Source organism: Hydrogenovibrio crunogenus, assembly GCF_004786015.1.
GTDB classification, from domain to species: Bacteria; Pseudomonadota; Gammaproteobacteria; order Thiomicrospirales; family Thiomicrospiraceae; genus Hydrogenovibrio; species Hydrogenovibrio crunogenus.
This window is the reverse complement of record NZ_CP032096.1, coordinates 1,612,157-1,634,902: the sequence shown is the minus strand read 5'-3', so window position 1 is coordinate 1,634,902 and position 22,746 is coordinate 1,612,157. Positions and strand designations below refer to the sequence as shown.

The 22,746-nt window shown below is 40.6% G+C and carries 16 protein-coding genes; 11 read left to right on the top strand and 5 right to left on the bottom strand.

What is annotated here, in order from left to right; all coding sequences use genetic code 11:
- Positions 1 to 31: 31 nt before the first annotated feature.
- Positions 32 to 370 carry a P-II family nitrogen regulator gene (locus GHNINEIG_RS07885; protein WP_011370920.1) on the bottom strand — a complete coding sequence of 113 codons (339 nt, stop codon included), beginning with the start codon at positions 368 to 370 and terminating at the stop codon, positions 32 to 34.
- A 178-nt stretch (positions 371 to 548) separates the two neighbouring features.
- On the opposite strand from GHNINEIG_RS07885, the gene GHNINEIG_RS07880 reads away from it, so the two are divergent.
- Positions 549 to 1,319 (top strand): hypothetical protein, encoded by a 771-nt coding sequence (locus tag GHNINEIG_RS07880; protein WP_135796140.1) that lies wholly within the window; start codon positions 549 to 551, stop codon positions 1,317 to 1,319.
- 74 nt (positions 1,320 to 1,393) lie between these two features.
- The gene (glnE, locus tag GHNINEIG_RS07875; protein WP_135796139.1) at positions 1,394 to 4,129 is read left to right on the top strand and encodes a bifunctional [glutamate--ammonia ligase]-adenylyl-L-tyrosine phosphorylase/[glutamate--ammonia-ligase] adenylyltransferase; all 2,736 of its coding nucleotides are present in this window, start codon (positions 1,394 to 1,396) and stop codon (positions 4,127 to 4,129) included.
- Between the two features lie 86 nt (positions 4,130 to 4,215).
- Here glnE and ppa read toward each other — a convergent pair whose 3' ends face one another.
- Positions 4,216 to 4,749, bottom strand: coding sequence for an inorganic diphosphatase (gene ppa / locus GHNINEIG_RS07870; protein WP_011370917.1), 534 nt, complete (start codon positions 4,747 to 4,749; stop codon positions 4,216 to 4,218).
- 88 nt (positions 4,750 to 4,837) lie between these two features.
- Positions 4,838 to 5,809 (bottom strand): class 1 fructose-bisphosphatase, encoded by a 972-nt coding sequence (locus GHNINEIG_RS07865; protein ID WP_135796138.1) that lies wholly within the window; start codon positions 5,807 to 5,809, stop codon positions 4,838 to 4,840.
- A 338-nt stretch (positions 5,810 to 6,147) separates the two neighbouring features.
- Here GHNINEIG_RS07865 and GHNINEIG_RS07860 point away from each other — a divergent pair, with 338 nt between their 5' ends.
- Both GHNINEIG_RS07860 and thiI read left to right on the top strand, forming a co-directional pair.
- A complete protein-coding gene (locus tag GHNINEIG_RS07860) occupies positions 6,148 to 6,987 on the top strand; it encodes an HDOD domain-containing protein (RefSeq protein ID WP_011370915.1) in 840 nt (279 codons plus the stop codon).
- Positions 6,988 to 7,081: 94 nt separating this feature from the next.
- Positions 7,082 to 8,518 (top strand): tRNA uracil 4-sulfurtransferase ThiI, encoded by a 1,437-nt coding sequence (gene thiI, locus GHNINEIG_RS07855; RefSeq protein ID WP_135796137.1) that lies wholly within the window; start codon positions 7,082 to 7,084, stop codon positions 8,516 to 8,518.
- On the opposite strand, the gene GHNINEIG_RS07850 is transcribed toward thiI, so the two are convergent.
- A complete protein-coding gene (locus GHNINEIG_RS07850) occupies positions 8,496 to 9,998 on the bottom strand; it encodes an MltF family protein (protein WP_135796136.1) in 1,503 nt (500 codons plus the stop codon). The two genes, thiI and GHNINEIG_RS07850, sit on opposite strands and share 23 nt — an antisense overlap.
- Before the next feature lie 259 nt (positions 9,999 to 10,257).
- Here GHNINEIG_RS07850 and GHNINEIG_RS07845 point away from each other — a divergent pair, with 259 nt between their 5' ends.
- The 3 genes from GHNINEIG_RS07845 to rlmB all read left to right on the top strand — a co-directional run bounded on the left by GHNINEIG_RS07845 (position 10,258) and on the right by rlmB (position 15,110).
- Positions 10,258 to 11,667 (top strand): dihydrolipoyl dehydrogenase, encoded by a 1,410-nt coding sequence (locus GHNINEIG_RS07845; protein ID WP_135796135.1) that lies wholly within the window; start codon positions 10,258 to 10,260, stop codon positions 11,665 to 11,667.
- A gap of 369 nt (positions 11,668 to 12,036) precedes the next feature.
- Complete coding sequence (rnr, locus tag GHNINEIG_RS07840) at positions 12,037 to 14,379, top strand: ribonuclease R (protein ID WP_189636952.1); 2,343 nt, start codon at positions 12,037 to 12,039, stop codon at positions 14,377 to 14,379.
- Complete coding sequence (gene rlmB / locus GHNINEIG_RS07835; RefSeq protein ID WP_135796133.1) at positions 14,376 to 15,110, top strand: 23S rRNA (guanosine(2251)-2'-O)-methyltransferase RlmB; 735 nt, start codon at positions 14,376 to 14,378, stop codon at positions 15,108 to 15,110. The genes rnr and rlmB overlap by 4 nt, the downstream gene beginning before the upstream one ends.
- Before the next feature lie 94 nt (positions 15,111 to 15,204).
- Here rlmB and GHNINEIG_RS07830 read toward each other — a convergent pair whose 3' ends face one another.
- On the bottom strand, positions 15,205 to 16,410 hold the full coding sequence (locus tag GHNINEIG_RS07830) for a PfkB family carbohydrate kinase (RefSeq protein ID WP_135796132.1): 1,206 nt from the start codon (positions 16,408 to 16,410) through the stop codon (positions 15,205 to 15,207).
- 538 nt (positions 16,411 to 16,948) lie between these two features.
- On the opposite strand from GHNINEIG_RS07830, the gene GHNINEIG_RS07825 reads away from it, so the two are divergent.
- The 4 genes from GHNINEIG_RS07825 (at position 16,949) to GHNINEIG_RS07810 (ending at position 22,712) form a co-directional block, all read left to right on the top strand.
- Positions 16,949 to 17,671 (top strand): helix-turn-helix domain-containing protein, encoded by a 723-nt coding sequence (locus tag GHNINEIG_RS07825; RefSeq protein ID WP_135796131.1) that lies wholly within the window; start codon positions 16,949 to 16,951, stop codon positions 17,669 to 17,671.
- 185 nt (positions 17,672 to 17,856) lie between these two features.
- The gene (pal, locus tag GHNINEIG_RS07820) at positions 17,857 to 18,420 is read left to right on the top strand and encodes a peptidoglycan-associated lipoprotein Pal (protein ID WP_135796130.1); all 564 of its coding nucleotides are present in this window, start codon (positions 17,857 to 17,859) and stop codon (positions 18,418 to 18,420) included.
- Between the two features lie 189 nt (positions 18,421 to 18,609).
- Positions 18,610 to 21,267 (top strand): aminopeptidase N, encoded by a 2,658-nt coding sequence (gene pepN, locus GHNINEIG_RS07815; protein ID WP_135796129.1) that lies wholly within the window; start codon positions 18,610 to 18,612, stop codon positions 21,265 to 21,267.
- A complete protein-coding gene (locus tag GHNINEIG_RS07810; RefSeq protein ID WP_135796128.1) occupies positions 21,264 to 22,712 on the top strand; it encodes a type 1 periplasmic-binding domain-containing protein in 1,449 nt (482 codons plus the stop codon). Before pepN ends, GHNINEIG_RS07810 begins: the two co-directional genes overlap by 4 nt.
- Positions 22,713 to 22,746: the final 34 nt, after the last annotated feature.

Here is a 22,746-nt window from a genome sequence, read left to right as displayed (position 1 = left end):
TAACAAAAGATTTGATGAGAAGATCTTCTAATTAAAGTGCGACTTCACCTTTCTCTTCAGTTCGAATACGAACAGCTTGTTCGATTGGGCTTACAAAGATTTTTCCATCCCCGATTTTTCCAGTGCGAGCAGCATTACCGATAGCTTCAATAACGCTTTCCACTTTTTCTTCAGGTACGGCAATTTCAATGCGTACTTTTGGTAAAAATTCTATGGCGTATTCTGCGCCACGGTAAATTTCGGTATGCCCTTTTTGGCGACCAAAACCTTTAGCTTCAGTGACAGTCATCCCATGAACATCAATTTCATGTAAAGATTCCCGTACATCATCTAACTTAAAAGGTTTGATAATTGCGACTACAAGTTTCATACTAACCTCTGTTTTTGTGATTGACGAATTGTTCGTACATCACATAGCTTTGGTTATGCCATGTTTAGAATTTCTTTTTTAAACAAGTAGTTAAGCTAATTTTTTTAGTTTTATTAAGAAGTTTTATTTTTTTTGTGGTGCGTGGTTGTTTTTTATTGGTGCACCAAAGTGAGCAGAAGTGAAGAGATTACCTAAAATCATGATCGCCTTGTTAGCACAAGGTTTTGCACTCCTTATATTAGCGGCCAGTGTGTGGTTGCTGAAATTCATCATTGCACCACCATATCCCGTTTGGGGACTTGTTATTGTTCAAGGCGTTTTAGCGGCTTTTTTAAGCTGTCGGATGGGATTGCCATGTTGGTGGCGTTTGATTCAATTTGGGTTACCGGTCGGTTTGTATATTGGGTTGCATTTTGAATTGAATCCGTTTTGGGCATTGGGTATTTTTCTATTGCTTTGGCTGGTCTTTTTTAACGCCATTAAGGAACGTGTACCGCTTTATTTAACTAATTCCACAACGCGGATGGCGTTAAAAAAATTGATTAAACGTCGTAAGGATATTCGTTTTTTAGATTTAGGCTGTGGTTTGGGTGGCAATGTGGTTTTTATGGGGCAGCAAGTGAATGTCCTGCGTTCTGATGGTGTTGAAACGGCTCCGATTCCTTATCTTCTCTCAAAGCTGTTTACGCTCTTTAGGGGCGGCCATGTTTACCCCATGGACATGTGGAAAGCAAAGCTGGAATATTATGATGTGGTTTATGCTTTCTTGTCACCGGATCCGATGCCGAAACTTTGGACAAAAGTCTTGTCTGAATTACCGCAAGACGCTATCTTTATTTCAAACAGTTTTGCGGTTCCAGAAGTAGAACCCAGTGAAGTGTGGGAATTATCTGACAAACGAAAAACAAAGCTTTATATTTATAATATGCATGACTTTAAAAAAGACTAAGTACTGTTAGCGCTTAAAATAGCCAGGCCTGGTCATTTTTCAAGTCCCTTCAATGAGTGAAAAAGAGAATTAAAATGAGTCAAATGATCCCTTTAGAAAAAATTAATTCCTGGAGCCTTTTTGTTGAGCGAGAAACGCAACGTTTTCCCGATTTATTGGAAGCTCATTGCTGGGAGGATGTTTATAAAGAGGGCGAAATGATTCAAAAGATTGTCACTGAGCTGAAAGCGAGTGACAGTTTGGCTACCTTGAATGCTCGGTTAAGATATTTTAGACGAGCCGAAATGGTTCGTGTTGCTATTCGTGATTTAAAGGGGCTGGCAGATGTCGCAGAAACGTTACGGGATCTGTCTGATTTGGCCGATGCCCTAGTCTCTGGTGCTTTGGATTGGCATTATGATGAAATGATAAAACGTTCTGGTACGCCGATAGGTCAAGAGTCAGGTGAGCCCCAAAAAATGTTGGTATTGGGAATGGGAAAACTTGGTGGCCGAGAGCTGAATTTTTCATCGGATATTGATTTGATTTTTGTCTATCCAGAAAAAGGCCAAACGGAAGGTGGCGTGCGAACGATTTCAAATGACCAGTTTTTTACCCGACTCGGGCAGGCGATGAATAAATCCTTAACCGAATTCACGCCGGACGGGATGGTGTATCGTGTGGATATGCGTTTAAGACCTTTTGGTCAGACGGGACCTTTAGCGGTCAGTTTTTCAGAGATGGAAACCTATTATCAAATTCACGGGCGAGCATGGGAACGTTATGCTTTGGTTAAGGCTCGTGTGATTGCTGGAAATCAAGAGAAAGGGGAGGAGTTGTTTGATATTCTTCGCCCCTTTGTTTATCGAAAATATGTCGATTTCACCGCAATTGAAGCCTTGCGCGAATTGAAAATGATGATTAATGCCGAGGTGAAGAAAAAAGATAAGCATGACAATATTAAGTTGGGACCGGGAGGTATTCGGGAGATCGAGTTTATTGTGCAGGCTTTTCAGCTCGTGCATGGTGGAAGAGATACGCAACTACAGGGGCGTCAACTAATTCCTATGTTGACAGCTCTTTCGGAACGCCAATACATTGATGAAAAAACCAAACAACATCTACTAGAGGCTTACCTCTTTTTGAGAAAGGCAGAAAATCGCCTGCAGGAATGGAATGACCAGCAAACGCATGATTTGCCGACCAATGCCCATCAGCAGCAGTGTTTGGCTGAATCAATGGGATTTGACAACTATGAGTTGTTCAAAAAAGAGTTGGCCGTTTATCTGGCATTTGTTCAAACGGAATTCGATGCCGTTTTTGCCGAAGAATCCGATGATGCGGTGGAAGATAACGATTTTAAACAAGCCTGTTTATCGAATGAAATTGATTTAGAGGTTTTAGAATCGTTGTCTTTGACAGCGCCTGAAAAAGTCGTTGATATTCTAAATCAGTTTTTGACATCTCGATCATATACGCACGCCAGTTCCGATGCTGTCGGCCGGTTTAAAGCGGTTTTACCTGTATTGCTGATGGGACTTCAAGAGGTTGAGAACGAAGCGTTGGCTTTGGAACGAGTGTTGAAAATTTTAAGTGTTGTGATGAATCGAAGTGTTTATCTGGTGCTGTTAAAAGAAAATCTGCATGCCATCAAACACTTGTTGCAATTGTGTTCCTTAAGCAGTTGGATGACCGAAATGTTGGTGAAATATCCGGCTTTGTTAGACCAGTTACTGGATGAAAGAATTTTATATGAACCGTTGGAATTAACCGATTTAAAACAAGAAGCACATCATATTCTCGACGAGAGCTTTCCAGATGATGAATCCTTTATGAACCATTTACGTCAATGGAAGCACGCGCAAGTCTTTAAGGTGGCCGCAGCTGATATTACTGGACATGTACCGATTATGAAGGTGAGTGACTACTTGACCTGGGTTGCAGAAGCAGTTTTGGAAGTGACGGCAGAGTATGCATGGCGTTTTATGCAGCGTAGAAGTGGTTTACCTGGCGGATTTGACTTCAATGAAGGTATGCCGTTTTTAATCATCGGTTATGGTAAATTGGGCGGTATTGAGCTGGGGTATGGCTCTGATTTAGATATTGTGTTTCTCTATGATGGGGTGGAGCCTTCAGCCAGTAGTGATGGTGACAAACCGTTGGAAAACAATCTTTACTTTATGCGTATGGCACAGAAGATTATTTCTTTGTTAACAACCTTTATGCCGACAGGAACCTTGTATGAAGTCGATACCCGACTCCGCCCCAATGGGGCGAGCGGCATGATCATTACGGATTTAAAATCTTTTGAAGCCTATCAAGAGAATAAAGCCTGGGTTTGGGAACATCAAGCATTGGTTCGTACGCGAGCGGTTGTAGGCTCTGAAGTCAGTCAGCAGCATTTCTATGATTTCAAAAAAGCCTTTATTGCCAAGCCTAGAGCGTTGGATACGCTTAAGCAAGAAGTGGTGTCGATGCGTCAAAAAATGCGAGACTCATTGGATAAGAGTAATTCTGAGCAGTTTGACTTAAAACAAGGTAGTGGGGGGATTGTCGATATTGAATTTATGGTGCAATATTTGGTGTTAGGGCATGCACATGAGTTTGATGAATTGACGAAATGGTCAGATAATATTCGTTTATTGGAAACGATAAAATCCGTTGAGCTGCTACCTATTGAAGAAGTCGAAGCGTTAATTGATGCCTATCGTGTGTATCGAACACGTTATCATCGCTTGGCATTGCAAAATGAAAAATCGCTGATTCCTGATGAGGATTTTAAAGTGGAAAGAGCGGTCGTTGAAAAGAGCTGGCAAACATTGATGGGGTAAAAAAAGCCCTGCTTTAGAGTTCTAAAACAGGCCTTAAATTAACCAGGCCTGGCCGTTTTTATTCGGCTTAACTGGTTGAAGAGCGTTTATTTTTCAGCGGCTTCGTATTGCGCAATTCCGTCTAAAATTTCTTTACGAGCGGCTTCCACATCTCCCCAACCATCGACCTTAACCCATTTGCCAGGTTCAATGTCTTTGTAGTGGCTGAAGAACAGTTCGACTTGTTCTTTCAATAAAGGAATGTCTTCCACTTTTTGCACGGCTTTGTAAATGGGTGTCAACTTGTCGATAGGCACCGCAATCACTTTTGCATCTTCACCACCGTCATCGGTCATGTGGAAAATGCCGATTGGGCGACAGCGAATCACAGATCCAATCATTAAAGGATGAGGTGTGACAACCAGTACGTCGACCGGGTCACCGTCATTTGAAAGAGTGTTGTTGACATAGCCATAGTTTGCAGGGTACTGCATGGTTGCGCCTTGTAAACGATCAACCCAAACAAGGTCAGTGTCTTTATCGACTTCATATTTAATCGGTGGTGCAAATGCTGGAATTTCAATGATAACGTTAATATCGTTCGGAACGTCTTTTCCAGCTGGAACGGCTGAATAACCCATGGTTTTATCCTTTTAAACTAAAATTGATGTTAGAGACTAAAACACCCGCATGAAGCGGGTGTTCAAAATTGATGCTAAAACGCTTAGCTTATTTTGTGTGGTAAGCCACAACTTTAGCAACTTCATTTTTCGAACCAAGTACCACTGGAACACGGTCGTGAATACCTTGAGGCGCAACGTCCATGATGTCCATACGACCCGTTGAAGAAGCCCCGCCGGCTTGTTCAACAATCATTGACATTGGGTTTCCTTCGTACATTAAACGTAGTTTCCCAGCTTTTGAAGGATCACGGTTGTCGTAAGGGTACATGAAAATACCACCACGAATTAAAATACGGTGAACTTCTGCAACCATTGAGGCAACCCAACGCATGTTGTAACGCTTACCTAAAGGACCTTCTTCTCCTAGTAGGCAGTCATCAATGTATTGCTTCATTTCAGGTTCCCAGAAACGCTGGTTAGACATGTTGATCGCGAACTCAGCTGTGTCTTCAGGAATCTGTAGAGCTTCTTTTGTTAGAACGAACTCACCAATGTTTGTGTCTAGGGTGAATAGGTTAACGCCATTACCTGTAGTCATAACAAGTAATGAAGATGGGCCGTAAAGAACATAACCGGCAGCAACCTGCTTACGCCCGTTTTGTAGGAATACTTCTTGGTTATCACCAGACTGGTCGTCCTGTGCTTCTAAGACAGAAAAGATTGTTCCAACTGACAAGTTAACGTCAATGTTAGAAGATCCATCTAACGGGTCAAATGTGACTAGGTATTTACCATCTGCATGCCCAGCAATGGTGTAGTCTTCTTCTTCAGAACCAACGCCACGAACATATGGGTTTGCAACGAGGATATCTTTTAAAAGATCGTTAGAGATAACGTCAAGCATTTTTTGTGTTTCGCCTTGAACGTTTTCATCTTCAGTCGCGCCTAAAATACCGGCTAATTCACCTTGACCTAGCTTGTATGCAATATCTTTACAAGCAACCATAACGTCTTTGATTACTAACTCTAGTTCAGCGTTTACGCCATCGGCCGCTAAGACTTGATCTAATCTTTTCATTGAGAGTCTCTCTTATGTTGAAAATAAAATTGGCGTAAGCATAACAGGCAGTGGATGAAATTTCAAGTGATTACGCACCTGTAGCGGGCTTTATTGGGACTGCATGAAGATAGCAGATGCAGGGAATAAATGCGGTAATTAAACATGAGAAATTAAGCTTTCTCTGCTTTATAATGAGCCTTGAATATGTGCTAAGTTTTAAAACTCAGATATTGTTTTTTATGTCTTACAAATATTTTGTATATTACCGTTAAGTCGATTGACATAATTTGAACTGATTGACAACGAGTGTTGATGACGTGTTTTGTAACAGATTTTATAAGTAAGATGAAGAGTTTATGGATATAAAACAACAAATGTTGATTGCGCAGCAGCAATTGGCTGATTTTGATATTCCAACCATACCGGCTGAGTTGATTGAACTTCAAAATTTGTTACAAAAAACTGAATTTCCTGATATGCATGAAGTGGCCAGTATCATTGGTCGGAATACGGTGTTGTCAGGCGAGTTAATCAAAGTTGCGAACCAATCCCAATTTCTATCCAAAGATTCTGATTCAGTAACGACCATTAAAGGTGCAATTGATTCTTTAGGGCTTAAACGTCTTAAGAATTTGGTGTTCGGTTTAGGGTTTAAAACACAAGTAGCCGATATTATTTTTGATGATCTGATGGATCATAGTATTGATGTGGCGAATGTGGCAACTGAACTGAGTCGTTGGGTGGACGGTGTTCAGCAAGATGAGGTCTATCTGGCTGGATTGTTCCATAATGCGGGTGCCATTGTCATGGAAATGAAATTCGGTAACTACCAACAGACTTTTTATAATACGTTGACAAATTGTTACAGCGGCCTCAGCCGAGAAGTGAAAAATTATAAAACCCACCACGGATTTTATGGATTATTGGTGGCAAAAGAGTGGCGCTTGGATTCCATCTACGCTCAAGTGATGTTGATGCATCATCAACGCAACTTGGATGCTGTCAAAAACAAACATGTTCGAACTTTGATCGCTTTGATTCAATTAGGTAATTCGATCGTCAGCGAAGTCAGTTTTGATAGTTTTTTGGGGTCCGAAGTAAAAGAGATGCTTGAGCGTGCTCAGAAAGAACTCTACCTTGAAGATGATGTGATCGATGAAGTCCGTCGTGCCTTGATGAGTAACAGTCTGGTTTAACCTAGTGTCCGGTTCAGGGCTTATATGAAAACTCTCAATAATTAAAAACAAAAAGCTGTCACGGCTTTTATGCTAAATAGTAGACAAGAATTATATGAAATTTATTATCAAACTTTTTCCTGAAATCATGGTGAAAGGCAACGCCGTTAAAAAGAAAATGGTGAATCAGCTACATTTTAATTTAAAGACCTTGCTGTCTCGTAAATTGTCTGAGGTTGAAACCAAACGATACTGGGATAAGATTGAAGTTTTCTGCACGAAAGAACAAGGAAGTCAGGTTCGCGATATTTTACTGAAAACACCGGGAATTGAGCAGGTGTTAGAAGTGGAGCAATCTTGTGCGAAAACATTGGAAGAAATCGCTGAGAAAGTTGCTGAATATGCCGTTCCCAAGATTGAAAATAAAACGTTTGTCATTCGAGCCAAAAGAACAGGGACACATGATTTTTCATCATTTGATATGGAGCGTTTTATTGGTGCTTATTGTTTCCAGAAGGGGAACCCGAAGGGCGTTGATTTATATCATCCCGACATCAAAGTGGAATTGGAGTACCATCAGGATCAATTAAACATCATTCAAAATCGCCACCCAGGCCTGGGTGGTTTCCCTTTAGGTAGTCAGGGAGAAGTTTTGTCTTTGATGTCTGGCGGATTTGATTCCACCGTTGCCAGTTACTTAACCATGAAGCGTGGATTGAAAACGCATTTTATTTTCTTCAATTTGGGAGGCGCCGCGCATGAAATAGGGGTTAAGCAGGTTGCCTTTTATTTGTGGGAGCAATTTGGTGCTTCGCATCGTGTTGAATTCATTACTGTGCCGTTTGAAGACGTGGTGGCTGAAATTTTTCGTTCCACACATGAATCTTATATGGGGGTTACGCTTAAAAGATTGATGTTGCAGGCAGCTGAAGAAATCGCTGACCAGAAAGGCATTGATGCTTTAGTGACCGGTGAATCGGTTGCTCAAGTGTCTAGCCAGACATTACGTAACTTAGCCTTGATTGACCAAGTCACGAATAAGCTGGTATTACGTCCACTTTCAGTGATGAGTAAGCCGGACATTATGGCTATTGCAGACCGGATTGGTACGCGTGAGTTTGCCGAAAATATGCCGGAATACTGTGGCGTGATTTCTCAGAACCCGATTACGCATGGCTCTTTCAAACGGATGGAAAGAGAGGCAAGAAAATTCAATTATGATGTGTTACAGCAAGCAATTGAAACGGCTGAGTTTATTCCAGTTGATTCGATTGTTGCCAATGTCAATGAAGCACAAGCGGTGGATGTGGTTCATGAAGTAAAGGATCAAGTCGTGATTGATATTCGAAAGGAAGAGCAGGCCGCTTCAGATCCTCTGAATATGGAAGGCGTCTTGACGATACCATTCCATAAATTGAATCATGAGTTCAAGCACTTAGATTCCAATAAAGAGTATTTGCTCTATTGCCAAAAAGGGGTGATGAGTCAATTGCACGCTCAATATCTGCATGACGCAGGGTTTCACAACGTCAAGGTGTATCGTCCTCTTTAAAAAACTCGTTTTCACTAACGGTTTTTTCTAAATAGAGTCGTTTGTTTTGGTCCAGTCGTTTGGAAGCATCTAGGAAAATTCGCATTTTTTGGATGCTGGTCACATAATTAACGGTTTCATGCCCAATAACTTGTCGTGCTGTTGTCTCCACATTGTAAAACCATTTGTATGGGTTTAAACCCAATTGCTTTGTTTTTTGCTGAAGCTGGAGCACTTTTCTTGGGCCTGCATTATACGCCGCCAAAGTGAAGTTATCTTTTTCTTCGGGGGTGTAATCGTTGCTGGAAAAGTAGCGATCTCTCAGGAAAGCCAGGTATTTTACGCCCGCATGAATATTCGTCTCTAGGTCTTTGATATTAGGCAGGTTAACGTTCCTGTCTCTGGCGGTTGAAGGCTTAACTTGCATAATGCCAATGGCTCCGGCATGACTCCGTTTGTTAGGGTCAAATCTTGATTCCTGGTAGGCTAATGCCGCAATGAGTTTCCAGTCAAAGCCATAAAATTCGGCATATCGTTGAAAATAATACTTCAAGCAATGAACTCGTTTTAACAAATCATGCGTCAGAGGTTTTTCTATCCAATAAGTATTTTTGAAGTATTTTTGATAGATGGCATTTCCAAGAAAACGACCGGGTTGAGCATAGGCTTGAATGAAATCGTTAAGAGAGGCTTTAAGTTTAGGGTTGTTTTTTTGAATGGCCCAGCCGATATTACTGTCATGGTGAATAATCATGTTTTCATGCAATTGGATATTATCTAAAACGCGTTGCCAGATGTAGGCGATGTGATTGTCAACAACGGTGTATTGGTAAATCCCTTCATTGATTAACTCCAAGATATCCTCTGATTCAATTAAAGGATCCGCTTTGACGATTTCCATAGGGGGCAAGCCTAAACGTCCTAGTGTTTGATTGATGGCTTCCAGATGAATAATGTAACTGCTGTTGCTGACAACGATGATTTGCTTTCCAGAAAAATCTGCTAGCTTTTCAATAGGCTCTGCATCTTTGCTGGAGACAAGGATTTCTTTGACATTGTTAATGTAAGGTGACGTGAAATCCACCATTGCTTCTCGTTCTGGGGTGATTGTAAACCCGGATGCTGCAATGTCGCCATAGCCTGCTTGAAGCTTGGGGAGGATGTCGCTGAAAGGCATTGGAATAAATGTTAAATGCGTTTCATAGCGTTGTTTTCTTGGACCTCTGTTTAAATAGGCTTCATAAGCCATTAACAAGTCGTATTCCAGTCCGCGAAACCCTTTAGGGGTTAGAAAAAAGTTGGTTCTTGTATAGCTCACTAAGACACGGATTAATCGTCTTTTCCTCAGCTCAGGTAGGTCTCCTTTAAACGGGTTTAGAATGCGTTCAGAGATGGAGATTCTTTGGTTGGGAAGTGTTTGGCTCCAAAGGGTGGTGGGCAGAATTAAGAAAACCCAGCCGGCCAAAGCACCAATGATCATTTTATTCAAACTGTGTAACAAACCAAGCTCGCTTTGCGTACATATCTCTTAGAAATGATTTTATTTTGATAGCAATATTAATCAAGTTCTATTTAGTTTTATTGTTTTTACCGGCGTCATTTCTTTAAGTTGTCATATTCTGACGCTAGAATGAATTTAAATCTTAGATACGAATATACCAGTTTATCTAGAAAGCGTGGGATGAATTCGATAGACTGCGTATAAAATCATGTTAATTTCGCTTGAAATAGATGACTGATAATATTAAGAGATAAAAATTATGAGACGTGTTAAGTACATTATTTTAGGGGCAGGTTCATCTGGTTTAACCGCTTTAGGACGAATTCGTCGAGAAACAGATGATTTTGTCATGATTAATGGTGGCGCATTTGGAACAACATGTGCCCGAGTTGGGTGCATGCCATCCAAAGCACTGATTCATTGCGCGGAGCATTTTCACGCCCGTAAACATTTTTATGACTTTGGTATTGATGGCGCGGATGGCTTAACTATTAATCATACTGCGGTAATGAAACGGGTTAGAGCTTTTAGAGATCGTTTTACGTCAGGTGTTCAGGCTGGATCAACCGATACGCTTGGGCCGGATCAGTTGATTAAAGGATTTGCTAAATTCGTTGCTCCTGACATAGTGGAAGTGAATGGCGAAAAGATTCAAGGTGAGAGAATTATTATCGCCACAGGCTCTCGCCCAGTTGTACCCGACGCATGGAAATCATTAGGTGACAAGTTAATCACCAGTGACGAAGTGTTCGAATTGGAAGCACTTCCTAAGCGGATTGCGGTTATTGGATTAGGCATCATTGGTCTGGAAATAGGTCAAGCTCTTTCCCGGCTGGGCGTTGAGGTGATTGGTTTTGAGATGTCGAACACCCTTTGTGGTCTACAGTCTCCTAAAGCCTCTCGACAAGCGATTAAATTAATTTCTAGAGAGTTTCCGATTTACCTGGGAGAGGCGGCGACGGTTGAGGAAACCCGTGAAGGGGTCAAAATAACAGTCTCTTCAGGAACGTTTGAAGTTGACGCTGTATTTGCCTCTTTAGGGCGTCGCCCTAATCTGGATGGTATTGGTCTTGAAGCGTTAGGGGTTGATCTAGATAACAAAGGGATGCCACCTTTTAATATACATACCATGCAGGTGTCTGATCTGCCTGTTTTTATTGCAGGGGATGTTAATGGGTTTAGGCCGATTCTGCATGAAGCCGGACATGAGGGCAAGATAGCCGTGAATAATGCTATGGCCTATCCGAATATGACTGCCTATAAACGAAAAACGCCTTTAGGGATTGCATTTGTGGATCCTCAAATTGGTTTTTTTGGGGTGGGCTATGAATCATTGGATTTGGATCAAACGGTGGTAATCAATTTTAAGCTTGAACGAAACAATGGTCGAGCGATTGTGATGGGAGAAGATAAAGGCGTGATTTCTCTTTATGCTGATAAGGCATCCAAGCAATTGATTGGTGGTGAGTTAATTATGCCGCACGCAGAGCATTTTACCCACCTGTTAACTTGGGCGGTTGAGCAGCAGCTTGAAGTGCTGGAATTATTGAGAATGCCTTATTACCACCCGGTACTAGAAGAAGCGGTAGAGTCTGCTATAGGTCTATTAGCTGAGGCTTTATATACCCGTGATGAAATTGAAGCACTGGAAACGTTATCCCAAAACTGAAGGGGTGTAAAAGTGTTTTCTATCGTTGAAAGTTAGAGGCTCTAATCGAGCCAAAATCTTTAATACTTACATATTGTTATAATTGGTATATAATATGCGCGCCTAGCTTGGCTAGGTTTTTTTTAATCAGGTGTTGTAACTGTATTTGAAGGTTTTAAGAACGAACAGTACATTTTCCACCTTGGAAAACCAAACGAAGTGTGGAATATTGATCTTTGTGGTTTTTCATTATAGATAAGAGTAGTTGAATTTCGAGTGACTGACACAAACAAAAATGAGAATGAAAATTTAGAGCCGTCTGTAGAGCAAGTTAAGACGATGACTGAATCAAACCCTTCGAACAATCAAGATGCGATTACAGGTGAAGAGATGAAAGCCGACCCGCATGCCGATAGAGAAGCCGATAAATACGAAAACCCTATTCCAAGCCGAGAGTTCATTATTGAGCTTTTAGAAAAAGAGCAAAAGCCTCTTAGAATTAAACAGATTGCGACCATTTTGGATATTGATGACGACGAGCGTTTTGAAGCATTATCACGTCGTTTGAAAGCCATGGTTCGAGATGGGCAAATCTTGCGTAACCGTCGTGGAGCCTTTGGATTAATCCAGAAAATGGATCTGATTAAAGGGAAGGTTATTGGCCACCCAGGTGGGTTTGGGTTTGTACAGCCGGAAGAAGGGGGCGGAGACCTTTTCTTGGGCGACCGTGAAATGCATAAGGTATTCCATGGTGACAAGGTTATTGCCTCTGTAATAGGGGTGGACCGTAAAGGTCGCCGAGAGGGGATGATTGTAGAGATCATTGAGCATGCAAACCAAACCATTTTAGGACGTCTTCATATGGAAGATGGACTCGGTTGGGTTCAGCCAAATAACAATAGAATTGCGCAGGATATCTTTATTCCTCAAGATGGTCTTCTTGACGCTGAGGAAGGACAAATTGTGATGGTGGAGGTGATTCATCAGCCAACGAAGCGTTCAAGTGCAATTGGTAAAATTATCGAAGTGGTGGGAGATTATCTTGCACCGGGTATGGAAATAGATTCTGCAATTCATGCTTACGATATTCCAAATGAGTGGCCGCAAGAGCTACTAGATCAGTTAGATGCCATTCCAGACGAAGTCACACAAGAAGATAAAGAAGGTCGTAAAGACTTACGCAGTCTGCCACTAGTTACCATTGATGGTGCAGACTCTAAAGACTTTGATGATGCTGTTTTTGCCAAACGTCGTAAAAATGGTTGGCGACTTGTGGTGGCGATTGCGGATGTTTCGCATTACGTTAAGGAAGGCACGCCGCTCGATAAAGAAGCCTATGAGCGCGGAAACTCTGTTTATTTCCCGCAAAAAGTGGTGCCAATGTTGCCGGAAAAACTGTCTAATGATCTTTGTTCGCTTAACCCAAATGTCGATCGCCTGTGTATGGTCTGTGACATGTCCATTGATAACGATGGAAAGCTGGAAAGAACGCAGTTTTATGATGCGGTCATGAACTCAAAAGCACGTCTGACCTATGACCAAGTGCATGAAATGTTGACGGATAAGGGATCAGAACATCGCAAAACCTTTGAAGATATTGTGCCAAACGTTGAAGATCTGAATGATTTATATCAGATTTTAAAACAAGCCCGTTCTGAGCGTGGTGCGTTAGAGTTCGAAACGACAGAAACCCGTATCGTCTTTGATGAGCAGCGTAAGATTGAAAAGATTGTGCCGGTTGTCCGTAATGAAGCGCACAAGCTGATCGAAGAGTTTATGTTGATGGCAAATGTCGCGACCGCACGCTATTTGAAATGGCATAAGATCCCTATGTTGTATCGTGTCCATGAAAAACCTTCGGAAGAACGTCTGAAGAACCTAAGGACTTTCTTGGGAGACTTTGGTCTGACACTTGAAGGCGGGGACGATCCGGATGCGAACGATTATGCAGCGATTACCGAAGCTGTTAAAGGTCAACCGCATGAGCATCTGGTTGGTACAGTTTTGCTTAGAAGTATGAATCAAGCGGTTTATCAACCAGATAACTTAGGTCATTTTGGGTTGAATTATGAGTATTATGCGCACTTTACGTCTCCAATTCGCCGTTACCCTGATTTATTGATTCACCGAGCCATTCGTTTTGCCTGGACGAAACAGGATGTCAGTCAGTTTAAATATTCTGAAAAAGATATGAAAGCACTGGGTGAGCATTGTTCTGGTACAGAACGTCGTGCAGATGAAGCCACTCGTGATGCGGTCACCTTCTTGAAGTGCGAATTTTTATCTCATCGTTTAGGTGAAGAATATGATGCGGTTGTGACCGCCGCAACCAACTTCGGGTTGTTTGTTGAACTTGAACCTTTGTATGTTGAAGGTTTGGTGCATATTACAGAACTAGGGGAAGATTATTTCCATTATGATGCATCGCGTCATTGCTTGAAGGGTGAGCGTACCGGTAAAGTCTATCGCTTAGGTGATAAGTTGCGTGTCCAGGTTGCTCAAGTAAACTTGGATGATCGTAAGATTGATTTACGATTTTTATCGGGCGACGACGACTCTTCTGACGAGCAAGCACCAATAGAAGTAAAAAAGGACGATACATCAGGTTCAAAGTCAGTTGATGAAGCTGCTTCACAAGAAGATGGCAATGCACCCAAAAAGAAAAAGAAGCGTTATTACCGTAAAAAAGGCGGCGGTCGTAACCGTAAGAAAAAGTCGAGCGCGGCCGAGTGAAGCAACAGCAGTTATATGGCATTCATGCGATTGAAAAGTTTTTAAAACAATCGCCCCATTTGATATATTCTTTGACCTTTCAAAAAGGTCCGGTCAATAAACGTGTGCAAAGTTTGATGGATCAAGCTAAGCGCATGGGGATTGCTTATCAGTTAGAACCTAAATCCTTCTTTAATAAACTTGATGGTGTTCATCAAGGAGTGGTCGCTACGGTTGCAAAAGAAGCGGACTTAAATGAAAACGATTTAAAAGCGTTACTGGAAGCTGAATCCAATCCACTTTTTCTGTTTTTAGATGAAGTTCAAGATCCGCATAATTTAGGCGCTATTTTGAGAACAGCCGATGCGACAGGCGTGACCGCTGTGGTCATTCCAAAGCATAACTCAGTCGGTGTGAATGCGACGGTTCGTAAAGTGGCCTGTGGTGCCGCAGAAACCGTTAAAGTAGTGGTGGTTTCTAATTTGGTTAGAACCATTAAAGAGCTACAGCAAGCCGGTTTATGGGTGACTGGATTGGCGGGTGAAACAGATACCACGCTTTATCAATTAGATTTTAAAGGGGCTGTCGGCTTGGTGATGGGAGCAGAAGGCTCTGGGTTGAGGAAGTTAACTCGAGAAACCTGCGACCATCTGGCTGCCATACCAATGGCAGGTTCTATTGAAAGCTTAAATGTGTCTGTTGCGACAGGGGTTGTGTTGTATGAGGTTTTTCGTCAAAGAATTCAGCCTTGACTTAATCTCATTGAATGTCTTTGCCTCTTTATAGGACGGAGACGATAGTATAAAAAAACGACCAGGCCTGGTCGTTTTTTGTGTCTAGACTAGATTAAGTTGCGAGATAGATATCGCCACTGTCATCAATTTCAATCGGAACTGTGACCAGTTCATCATTCATGCAAGGGCCTTCTACACACACACCGTCTTCAATGTTAAAGAAAGCATCATGTACTGAGCACTTCATGGTTTTTTCAAAAGGATTAACATCAATCTTATAAGCCTCATTCAGCGGGACATCTTGATGGGGGCAATTGTTTTCATACGCTTTAATGCCTGTGTCATGTTTAATTAAGATTACCGAGTGGGGTAGGTCTGCACATGGCACCACCATTGTTTTGGCATTGCTCAATTGTTTAATGTTGGCTAAAGGCTGTTTTTCTTTGATTTCGGTTAATAGGTTATCCAGTCCTTGCTGTTGGCACTTTCTGGCGGCCAATTTCGAACCCGCTTCAACCGCTTCAGAAAGAGGTTTGTTCTGACTGAGTGCATCAATCACAGCGGCATTGAATGTATCGCCGGCCCCTAAGGTATCTATTGTCTGAGGAATGCTATGGATTGGCTGATGTTGTATTTCCTGACCCGCCTGGCAGAACCAAGCACCTTGTGCCCCCCAAGTACAGATCAAGTGACTTTCTGGCGCGAGCATTTTTATCTCTTCCAGTAATGCTTTTCCATCGTCAAAACCTTTTTGTCGTGCATAGTGATGGGAGAAAAATAATACATTCGCTTGTGGGAAAAGCGCTTCAATACCTTCCCGCTCCTTTTCAATTTCCAAAGAAATGGGTTGATGTGTTAAGAATGTTTTCGCTATGTTCAGCATGCCAGTTAAGTTTTCAATATTACGACCTTCAAAATGGAGCCAATCGTAATTTTCGATTTCTACTTTGGCAAAATAATCAAAACTGAGTTCAGGCAAATCTCGGTAGTGGGTAATGGTCCGACTGCCCGTTTCAGCATTTTGGATGATATAGGATGTAGGTGTTTGTCCTTGGATGAATCGTTGGGTGTGATCAGTATTGATCTGGTGTGACTTTAGTCCATTTAATAATTGCTTTGCGGAGTCGTCACCCCCAATGGTTGTCATAATCGATGATTCGTGACCGAGTTGACTAAGAACATACAAGCTGTTGCTGACATTGCCCCCAACTTCAAAATGACGTGTGTTGGCACGTAGCTCTTCATCTTCTCGAGGGTAATGTGGTGTTTTTAAAATGATGTCTAAAACCGTGTTCCCAATGCCTAAAATTTTCGCCATTGTTTTTTCTTACTCCATAAAAATTTGTGCAGGAATTTTAACATAAAACCCGTTCCGGGTAGATTTCTGATAGGGTTTGGTGAAAAAAGTGAATAATTTCAAAAAAAACTTGACATGGAAACAACCTCTATTAGTTTTTAATGCTTAGTTGCTTTCTAGTTAAAAGTTATAACTATAAGATAATAAAAGAATAAATAACATTTTTTTAAATAAAGTGAGTTAATAAATGTGCTTGTTTATAATCCACAGAACCTGTGGATAACTTTGTGAAGAGTTTTATAATTTATGGGCTAAATGCTTTAAAAATGTCAGTCTTTTTTAAATTGATTAAAAATTAAGCAGGATTTTTTGGTGGTAATTTTGAGTAGAAAAAAATAAAGAAAATTAAAATTTTTTTAAAAAAATTTATTAAATTTACTTATTGAACAATTAGGAATTTATTAAGAGTTAATTATTTCATTATGCATCATACATTTAAGATATATTTTGCTAGAATGAATCCAGTTTAAACTTACGATAAATTGATTTTTGAAATAATATGACAGAAAAACACTCTGGTTTTAATGCCAGTTGCGCTAAGTGTGCTTTACAAACAATTTGTTTTGCCAATGGTTTATATGAAACAGATTTAGATCGATTAGATGAGCTGGTTGATCGACTCCCTTCCATTTCTAAAGGTGAATATTTATATTCGGCAGGAGATGAGTTTTCATGTTTATATGCAATTCGAGCTGGTATTGTTAAGTTAATCTCTTTTTCAGAAGATGAAACCGAGGTTATTCATGGTTTTTATTTACCAGGTGATATTGTCGGTATGGAAGCGATGGCTTATGACGCTCATGAGTTTTATGCTGTTGCATTAGATACCACGACCGTTTGTGCGTTGCCTTATGGTCAGCTGGCATCCTTGAGTTCGGAAGTGCCGCATTTGAATTCACAAATGTTCAGCTTGATGAGTCGTGAAATTATGAGTAGCCGATTACACTCTACGATTCTGACTCAAAAAACTGCAGAACAAAGATTGGCAGACTTTATTTTGCTGATGTCGACAAAATATAAATCCCGTGGTTACGAACACCGTCAGTTTCGATTGAATATTCTGCACCGAGACGTCGCTAATTTTTTAAATTTAACTCCTGAAACGGTCTCGCGCATTCTAGGAAAGTTTCAAAAAGAAGCGTTGATGACGTGGAAGAAGAAAGAAGTGATTATTAAAAATGAAAATGGCTTGCGAGAACTTGCCAATGACAGTGTAGAATAATTATTCTTTAACGCGTTTTTCAGGTACACTCAATGATGGTTCATGTGCATGTAAATACACGTTTCTTTTAAGAAAAAACATAAATAAATAAGTTTTTTTACATAAAACTTTAAATCAAATTCGTTTTCTTTTAGAATTGAGTTAAATCAAATAATAATTTTTATTAAATAGTGAGAGGATTAATCATGTCTACATCAGGTCTTAAGCAGCTTTTTCTAGTTGGTTTTTTAGGATTAACATTAGTTGGTTGTAGCTCAACCCCAACAACTGAAGAAGGTGAATCTGGTTCAACGACTGAGCAAACATCTACCTCAGCAGGAACAGAAACATCATCAGCAACAGATTCAAATGCTGGTTCTGGTTCTGACATGGCTGCTGCAACAAACACGGCAGGTCAAACAGCAGAAGATTTGTATGCTGCACTTCAAGGTAAAGTTGTCAACTTTGAATTTGACCGTTCTGAAGTTCAATCACAGTTTTATGATGTGGTTAAAATGAATGCTGACTATATGGCATTAAATGATTCTGCAATGGTTACCGTTAAAGGATATTGTGATGAGCGTGGTACGCGTGAATATAACCTAGCATTGGGTGAGCGTCGTGCAAATGCCGTTAAAAATGCGTTAATCGCAGAAGGTGTTAGTCCAAGCCGTATTAATGTTATCAGTTTTGGTGAAGAAAACCCTGTTGATCCAGCGCACAATGAAGCAGCATGGGCTAAGAACCGCCGAGCTGAATTTTCATACTAAGTTTTTGAATTAAGCGTTTTATTAAAAGCCTTTCTGCTTTTGGGCAGAAAGGCTTTTTTTTTCTTCACTAATTAGTGAATCTATCATTTTAAATGGCAGATTTTTTATAAAATGACAAAAATCCCTTTCCCTTTCAGACAACGTTTTAATGTATAACCCTGTCTGATAAAAACACAATAATAAAAGATTATGACTAAAAATATTCCTCAAGAGCATTTCTTAAAAGATTACCAATCACCCCAATATGAAATTAAATCGGTTTATTTAACCTTTTATTTATCACCGAATAAAACACAAGTCATTAACCACATGGTGGTTGAAGCAAAAGGAGGTAAAGCCCCTTTATTGTTAGATGGTGACAAATCCTTAACGTTAGTTTCTATCAAAGAGAACAACCAGTTATTGCTCAAAGAGGATTATGAACTTAATTCCGAGTCGTTGACTTTATTTCCCAAGTCAAATCAGTTTGAACTGGAGATTGTGACGGAAGTTGATCCAGAAAGTAACACGTATCTGGAGGGGCTTTACCGAACCAACGGAAATTATTGCACTCAATGTGAAGCGGAAGGATTTCGACGCATTACATATTACATGGATCGACCAGATGTGTTGAGTTCTTTTACAACCAAAATTGTGGCAGATAAGGCAGAAAGCAAAGTACTCTTGTCTAATGGAAACTTGATTGAGTCAGGTGATCTTCCGAATAATCAGCATTACGCTGTTTGGGAAGATCCATATAAAAAACCGTGCTATTTATTTGCCTTGGTCGCGGGTAATTTAGAAGTAGTTGAAGATACTTTTGTAACGCAAGAAAATCGAGAGGTTGCTTTAAAAATCTATGTAGAGGCTCGAAATCTCGATAAATGCGAGCATGCTATGCAGTCCTTAAAAAAGTCCATGCAATGGGATGAAGAGCGATTTGGTTTAGCTTATGACCTTGATGTTTATATGATTGTGGCGGTGGATGACTTTAATATGGGGGCGATGGAGAATAAAGGCTTAAATGTGTTTAACTCCAAATATGTTCTTGCCAAACCTGAATCTGCAACCGACCATGATTTTGAAGGAATTGAATCAGTGATTGGGCATGAGTATTTTCATAACTGGACAGGAAACCGCATTACCTGCCGGGATTGGTTTCAGTTGACGTTGAAGGAAGGGTTGACGGTTTTTCGAGATCAAGAGTTTACAGCCGACATGTTGTCTCCAGATGTGAAGAGAATCGAAGATGTTAAGCGACTTAGGAATAATCAGTTTCCAGAGGATGCCGGGCCAATGGCACACCCTATTCAGCCACAATCTTATATTGAAATGAATAACTTTTATACCATGACGGTGTATGAGAAAGGTGCTGAAGTCGTGCGACTTTACCACACCTTATTGGGTGAAAAAGGTTTCCAACAAGGGATGAAGCGATATATCGAATGTTTTGATGGTCAAGCCGTGACCATTCAAGACTTTCGACAAGCAATGGCAGAAGCCAATGATGTCAATTTAAACCAGATGCATCATTGGTATATTCAACCTGGCACACCCCATCTAAAAGTCACTAAAACTTACAACCCAATTACTAAGTGTTTGGCATTGAAGTTTTCCCAGTTTTTAAACGGTAAACAAGTGCATCTACCTTTGCTGATTCCGGTTTTATTCGGTTTTATGGACGAAGAGGGGACTGCGCTTCCTATTAAGCCATCTATCAGCACCAAAAATAAAGTCACGCAAACAGAAAAAGGTATGTTGTTAAAGGTGACTCAATTAAATGATACCTTTGAATTTATGGGATTAGAAACCGAACCATATCTTTCCTTGTTAAGACACTTTTCAGCGCCTGTTTCATTGGATTATAAAGCTACAGAAGAAGAGCTAATGGTCTTGGCATCCCATGATTCCGACAGCTTTGTGCGTTGGGAGTCCATTCAAAAGCTTGCGATGCTTAATTTGAAAGAAAATGTTATTCGGTTTGAAAATTCAGAGCCGTTCCTGATTTTAGACAGTTATCTGAATGCCTTTAAAGCCGTTTTAGAGGATAATGAAATTGATCTGGCTCTTAAATCGCTAGCAATGGCTTTGCCGGATGTCATTTATTTTTCAGAGCAGTATGAAGAAGTGAATATGGATGCTATCTTAGCGTCCCACAATTTTTTAAAAAAGGCGATTGCCGAATTTTTTGAAGAATCATTGCTGGAAACTTATCAAGCATTAGAAGCATCTGAAAAGCCAAAGTATCGGTATCATAAGGAAGATATAGCCAATCGAATGTTAAAAAACCGCTGTCTCAATTATTTATTACAATTGCCAAAGCATTTTGACATAGGCGTCGCCCAATACCAAAATCACCATAATATGACAGATGTCCTTGCTGCTTTGGAAGCAATGAATCACTTGGCTCGAGTCGAAAGGGCGCAGTGTTTGGAAGATTTCTACCAGAGATGGCAGTCGGATAATTTGGTGATTGATAAATGGTTTGCACTGCAAGCGAGTGCTCAATCGGATCAAGCTTTAGAAGACGTCAAAAAACTTACGAAGCATCCTGATTTTACCTATCACACTCCTAACCGACTTCGAAGTCTTTTAGGCGTGTTTGGTCGACTAAACTTTGCTGGCTTTCACGATAAAACGGGAGAAGGGTATCAATTTTTGGCAGAAGAAGTTCTTAAAGTAGATAAACTTAACCCGCAAGTGGCCGCTCGTTTAGCTTCTTTGTTTTCTCAATGGCAGCGATTAGCTGAGCCTAGAAAAACTCTAATGTACAAAGCGATAGAGCACATTGCCAGTGCAGAGGATTTATCCAAGGATGTGTTCGAAATTGTTTCAAAAACATTAAAGTCACATGACTCTTTTGAATGATGATGTCTTTGGTTTATTGTATTAAGCAGGCATTAAGCTTGTTTTTCTTGCCCAATAAACTATTCGGCTTATTGGGCCGCACCGTTTTATTGCCATTGGCAATATTTGCCTACTCTGCCGTTGCACTATCGTTTGATGTTCCAGCAAAGCAAACACAGCAACTTGATGAAAACTCTCCACCAGCTAATCTTTCTTTGGATGAGCAGATTCAGTTAATTGACCTTGAGATTTTATTGCTGAAGGCGGAGCTTGCTCATAAAAATGGTCAGACCGATCAAGTTCAAACTTATCTTTCTGAACTCAAGACACAGGCTCAAGGAATCGAACTGCCTTCTAACATTCAAGATCGCATGACGGTTTTGCAGGATTATTTAAACCAATCGAAACCGTCAGATGAAGCATCGGCAACGTTTGCATTTAAGCCAGGAAGAGTCCTTGCAGTGCTGCCTATGTCGGGTCCTTATTCACGCGCGGGTCAAGAGCTTTATGAAGGGTTGAAGTCGTCATTGAAATCAATGTACCCAGAAGAGAAGCTGGAAGTACTGGATTCGAATATCTACGATTCTATGTTTGAAGCTTGGGAATGGATCCGGCTTTATCAACCCAGTTTTATTTTCGGTCCATTGGTGAAAGAAAATGTAGAGGCTTTGAGTGCCTTGGAATTAAGTATACCAATGCTGGTATTTAATGAGATTAAAAAACCGAACGCCCTTGCCAAAAGCTTTGTCCCCTTATCGAATAAGGATGCTGTAGATAAGTTGGTTGACTTAGTTAAGGAGGGGCATTATCAACGTATTGCCGTTTTAACTGACGAATCTGATAGCTCAAAAGCATTAATGGCCGACTTTAAAAATCACTGGCCTGAACAAGAATCAGATTATCCTGTGTATATTCAAGAGCAACCAGTGGTTTCAAATGTTGATCAGGCATTAGAGAGGGCTGTAAATTCACGCCAGTCTACGGCTCGAAAATCTTGGCTGCAAAGAACCGTTCGATCCCCTATTCAGTTTACAGAGCGTCCACGACAAGACCTTGAGCTGGTCATTAGTTTTTTACCTTACCGACTTGCAATGCAAGTTTCGCCTCTTTTAGAGTATTACCATTTAAACAGCATTCCACATTACTGGTTACCGTCCCAACGCCCAAGTGTTGATGAATTTGCCGCCAGTATTCCTTTTTGGCAAGCTACGTCTGCCATCCTTCCAGTGTCTTATGCGCGCTCAATTAAGCAAAATAATAAAAATACTGATCAAATCGGTCAGATTGGCATTTTTTATGCTTTAGGTGAGTTGGCGGCAAGGACTGTCATTGAAACAACACAGAAACACTCGATGGTTATGAACACTCAATTGGGTCAATTAACCCTAGATGAGAATCAAAACTATCATTTCTATCCAGAAATATATTGGTTGGATACGGGTGTATTTGAAAAGTTAACTGACTAGAGACTGTCTTTAATAAACAGGTTATTTTCATAAG

Bases quoted from the DNA above. Each gene is read 5' to 3' on its own strand.
- GHNINEIG_RS07885 (WP_011370920.1), bottom strand. From the start codon at position 370: ATGAAACTTGTAGTCGCAATTATCAAACCTTTTAAGTTAGATGATGTA.
- glnE (WP_135796139.1), top strand. From the start codon at position 1,394: ATGAGTCAAATGATCCCTTTAGAAAAAATTAATTCCTGGAGCCTTTTT.
- ppa (WP_011370917.1), bottom strand. From the start codon at position 4,749: ATGGGTTATTCAGCCGTTCCAGCTGGAAAAGACGTTCCGAACGATATT.
- GHNINEIG_RS07865 (WP_135796138.1), bottom strand. From the start codon at position 5,809: ATGAAAAGATTAGATCAAGTCTTAGCGGCCGATGGCGTAAACGCTGAA.
- GHNINEIG_RS07860 (WP_011370915.1), top strand. From the start codon at position 6,148: ATGGATATAAAACAACAAATGTTGATTGCGCAGCAGCAATTGGCTGAT.
- thiI (WP_135796137.1), top strand. From the start codon at position 7,082: ATGAAATTTATTATCAAACTTTTTCCTGAAATCATGGTGAAAGGCAAC.
- GHNINEIG_RS07845 (WP_135796135.1), top strand. From the start codon at position 10,258: ATGAGACGTGTTAAGTACATTATTTTAGGGGCAGGTTCATCTGGTTTA.
- rnr (WP_189636952.1), top strand. From the start codon at position 12,037: ATGAAAGCCGACCCGCATGCCGATAGAGAAGCCGATAAATACGAAAAC.
- GHNINEIG_RS07830 (WP_135796132.1), bottom strand. From the start codon at position 16,410: ATGGCGAAAATTTTAGGCATTGGGAACACGGTTTTAGACATCATTTTA.
- GHNINEIG_RS07825 (WP_135796131.1), top strand. From the start codon at position 16,949: ATGACAGAAAAACACTCTGGTTTTAATGCCAGTTGCGCTAAGTGTGCT.
- pal (WP_135796130.1), top strand. From the start codon at position 17,857: ATGTCTACATCAGGTCTTAAGCAGCTTTTTCTAGTTGGTTTTTTAGGA.
- pepN (WP_135796129.1), top strand. From the start codon at position 18,610: ATGACTAAAAATATTCCTCAAGAGCATTTCTTAAAAGATTACCAATCA.
- GHNINEIG_RS07810 (WP_135796128.1), top strand. From the start codon at position 21,264: ATGATGATGTCTTTGGTTTATTGTATTAAGCAGGCATTAAGCTTGTTT.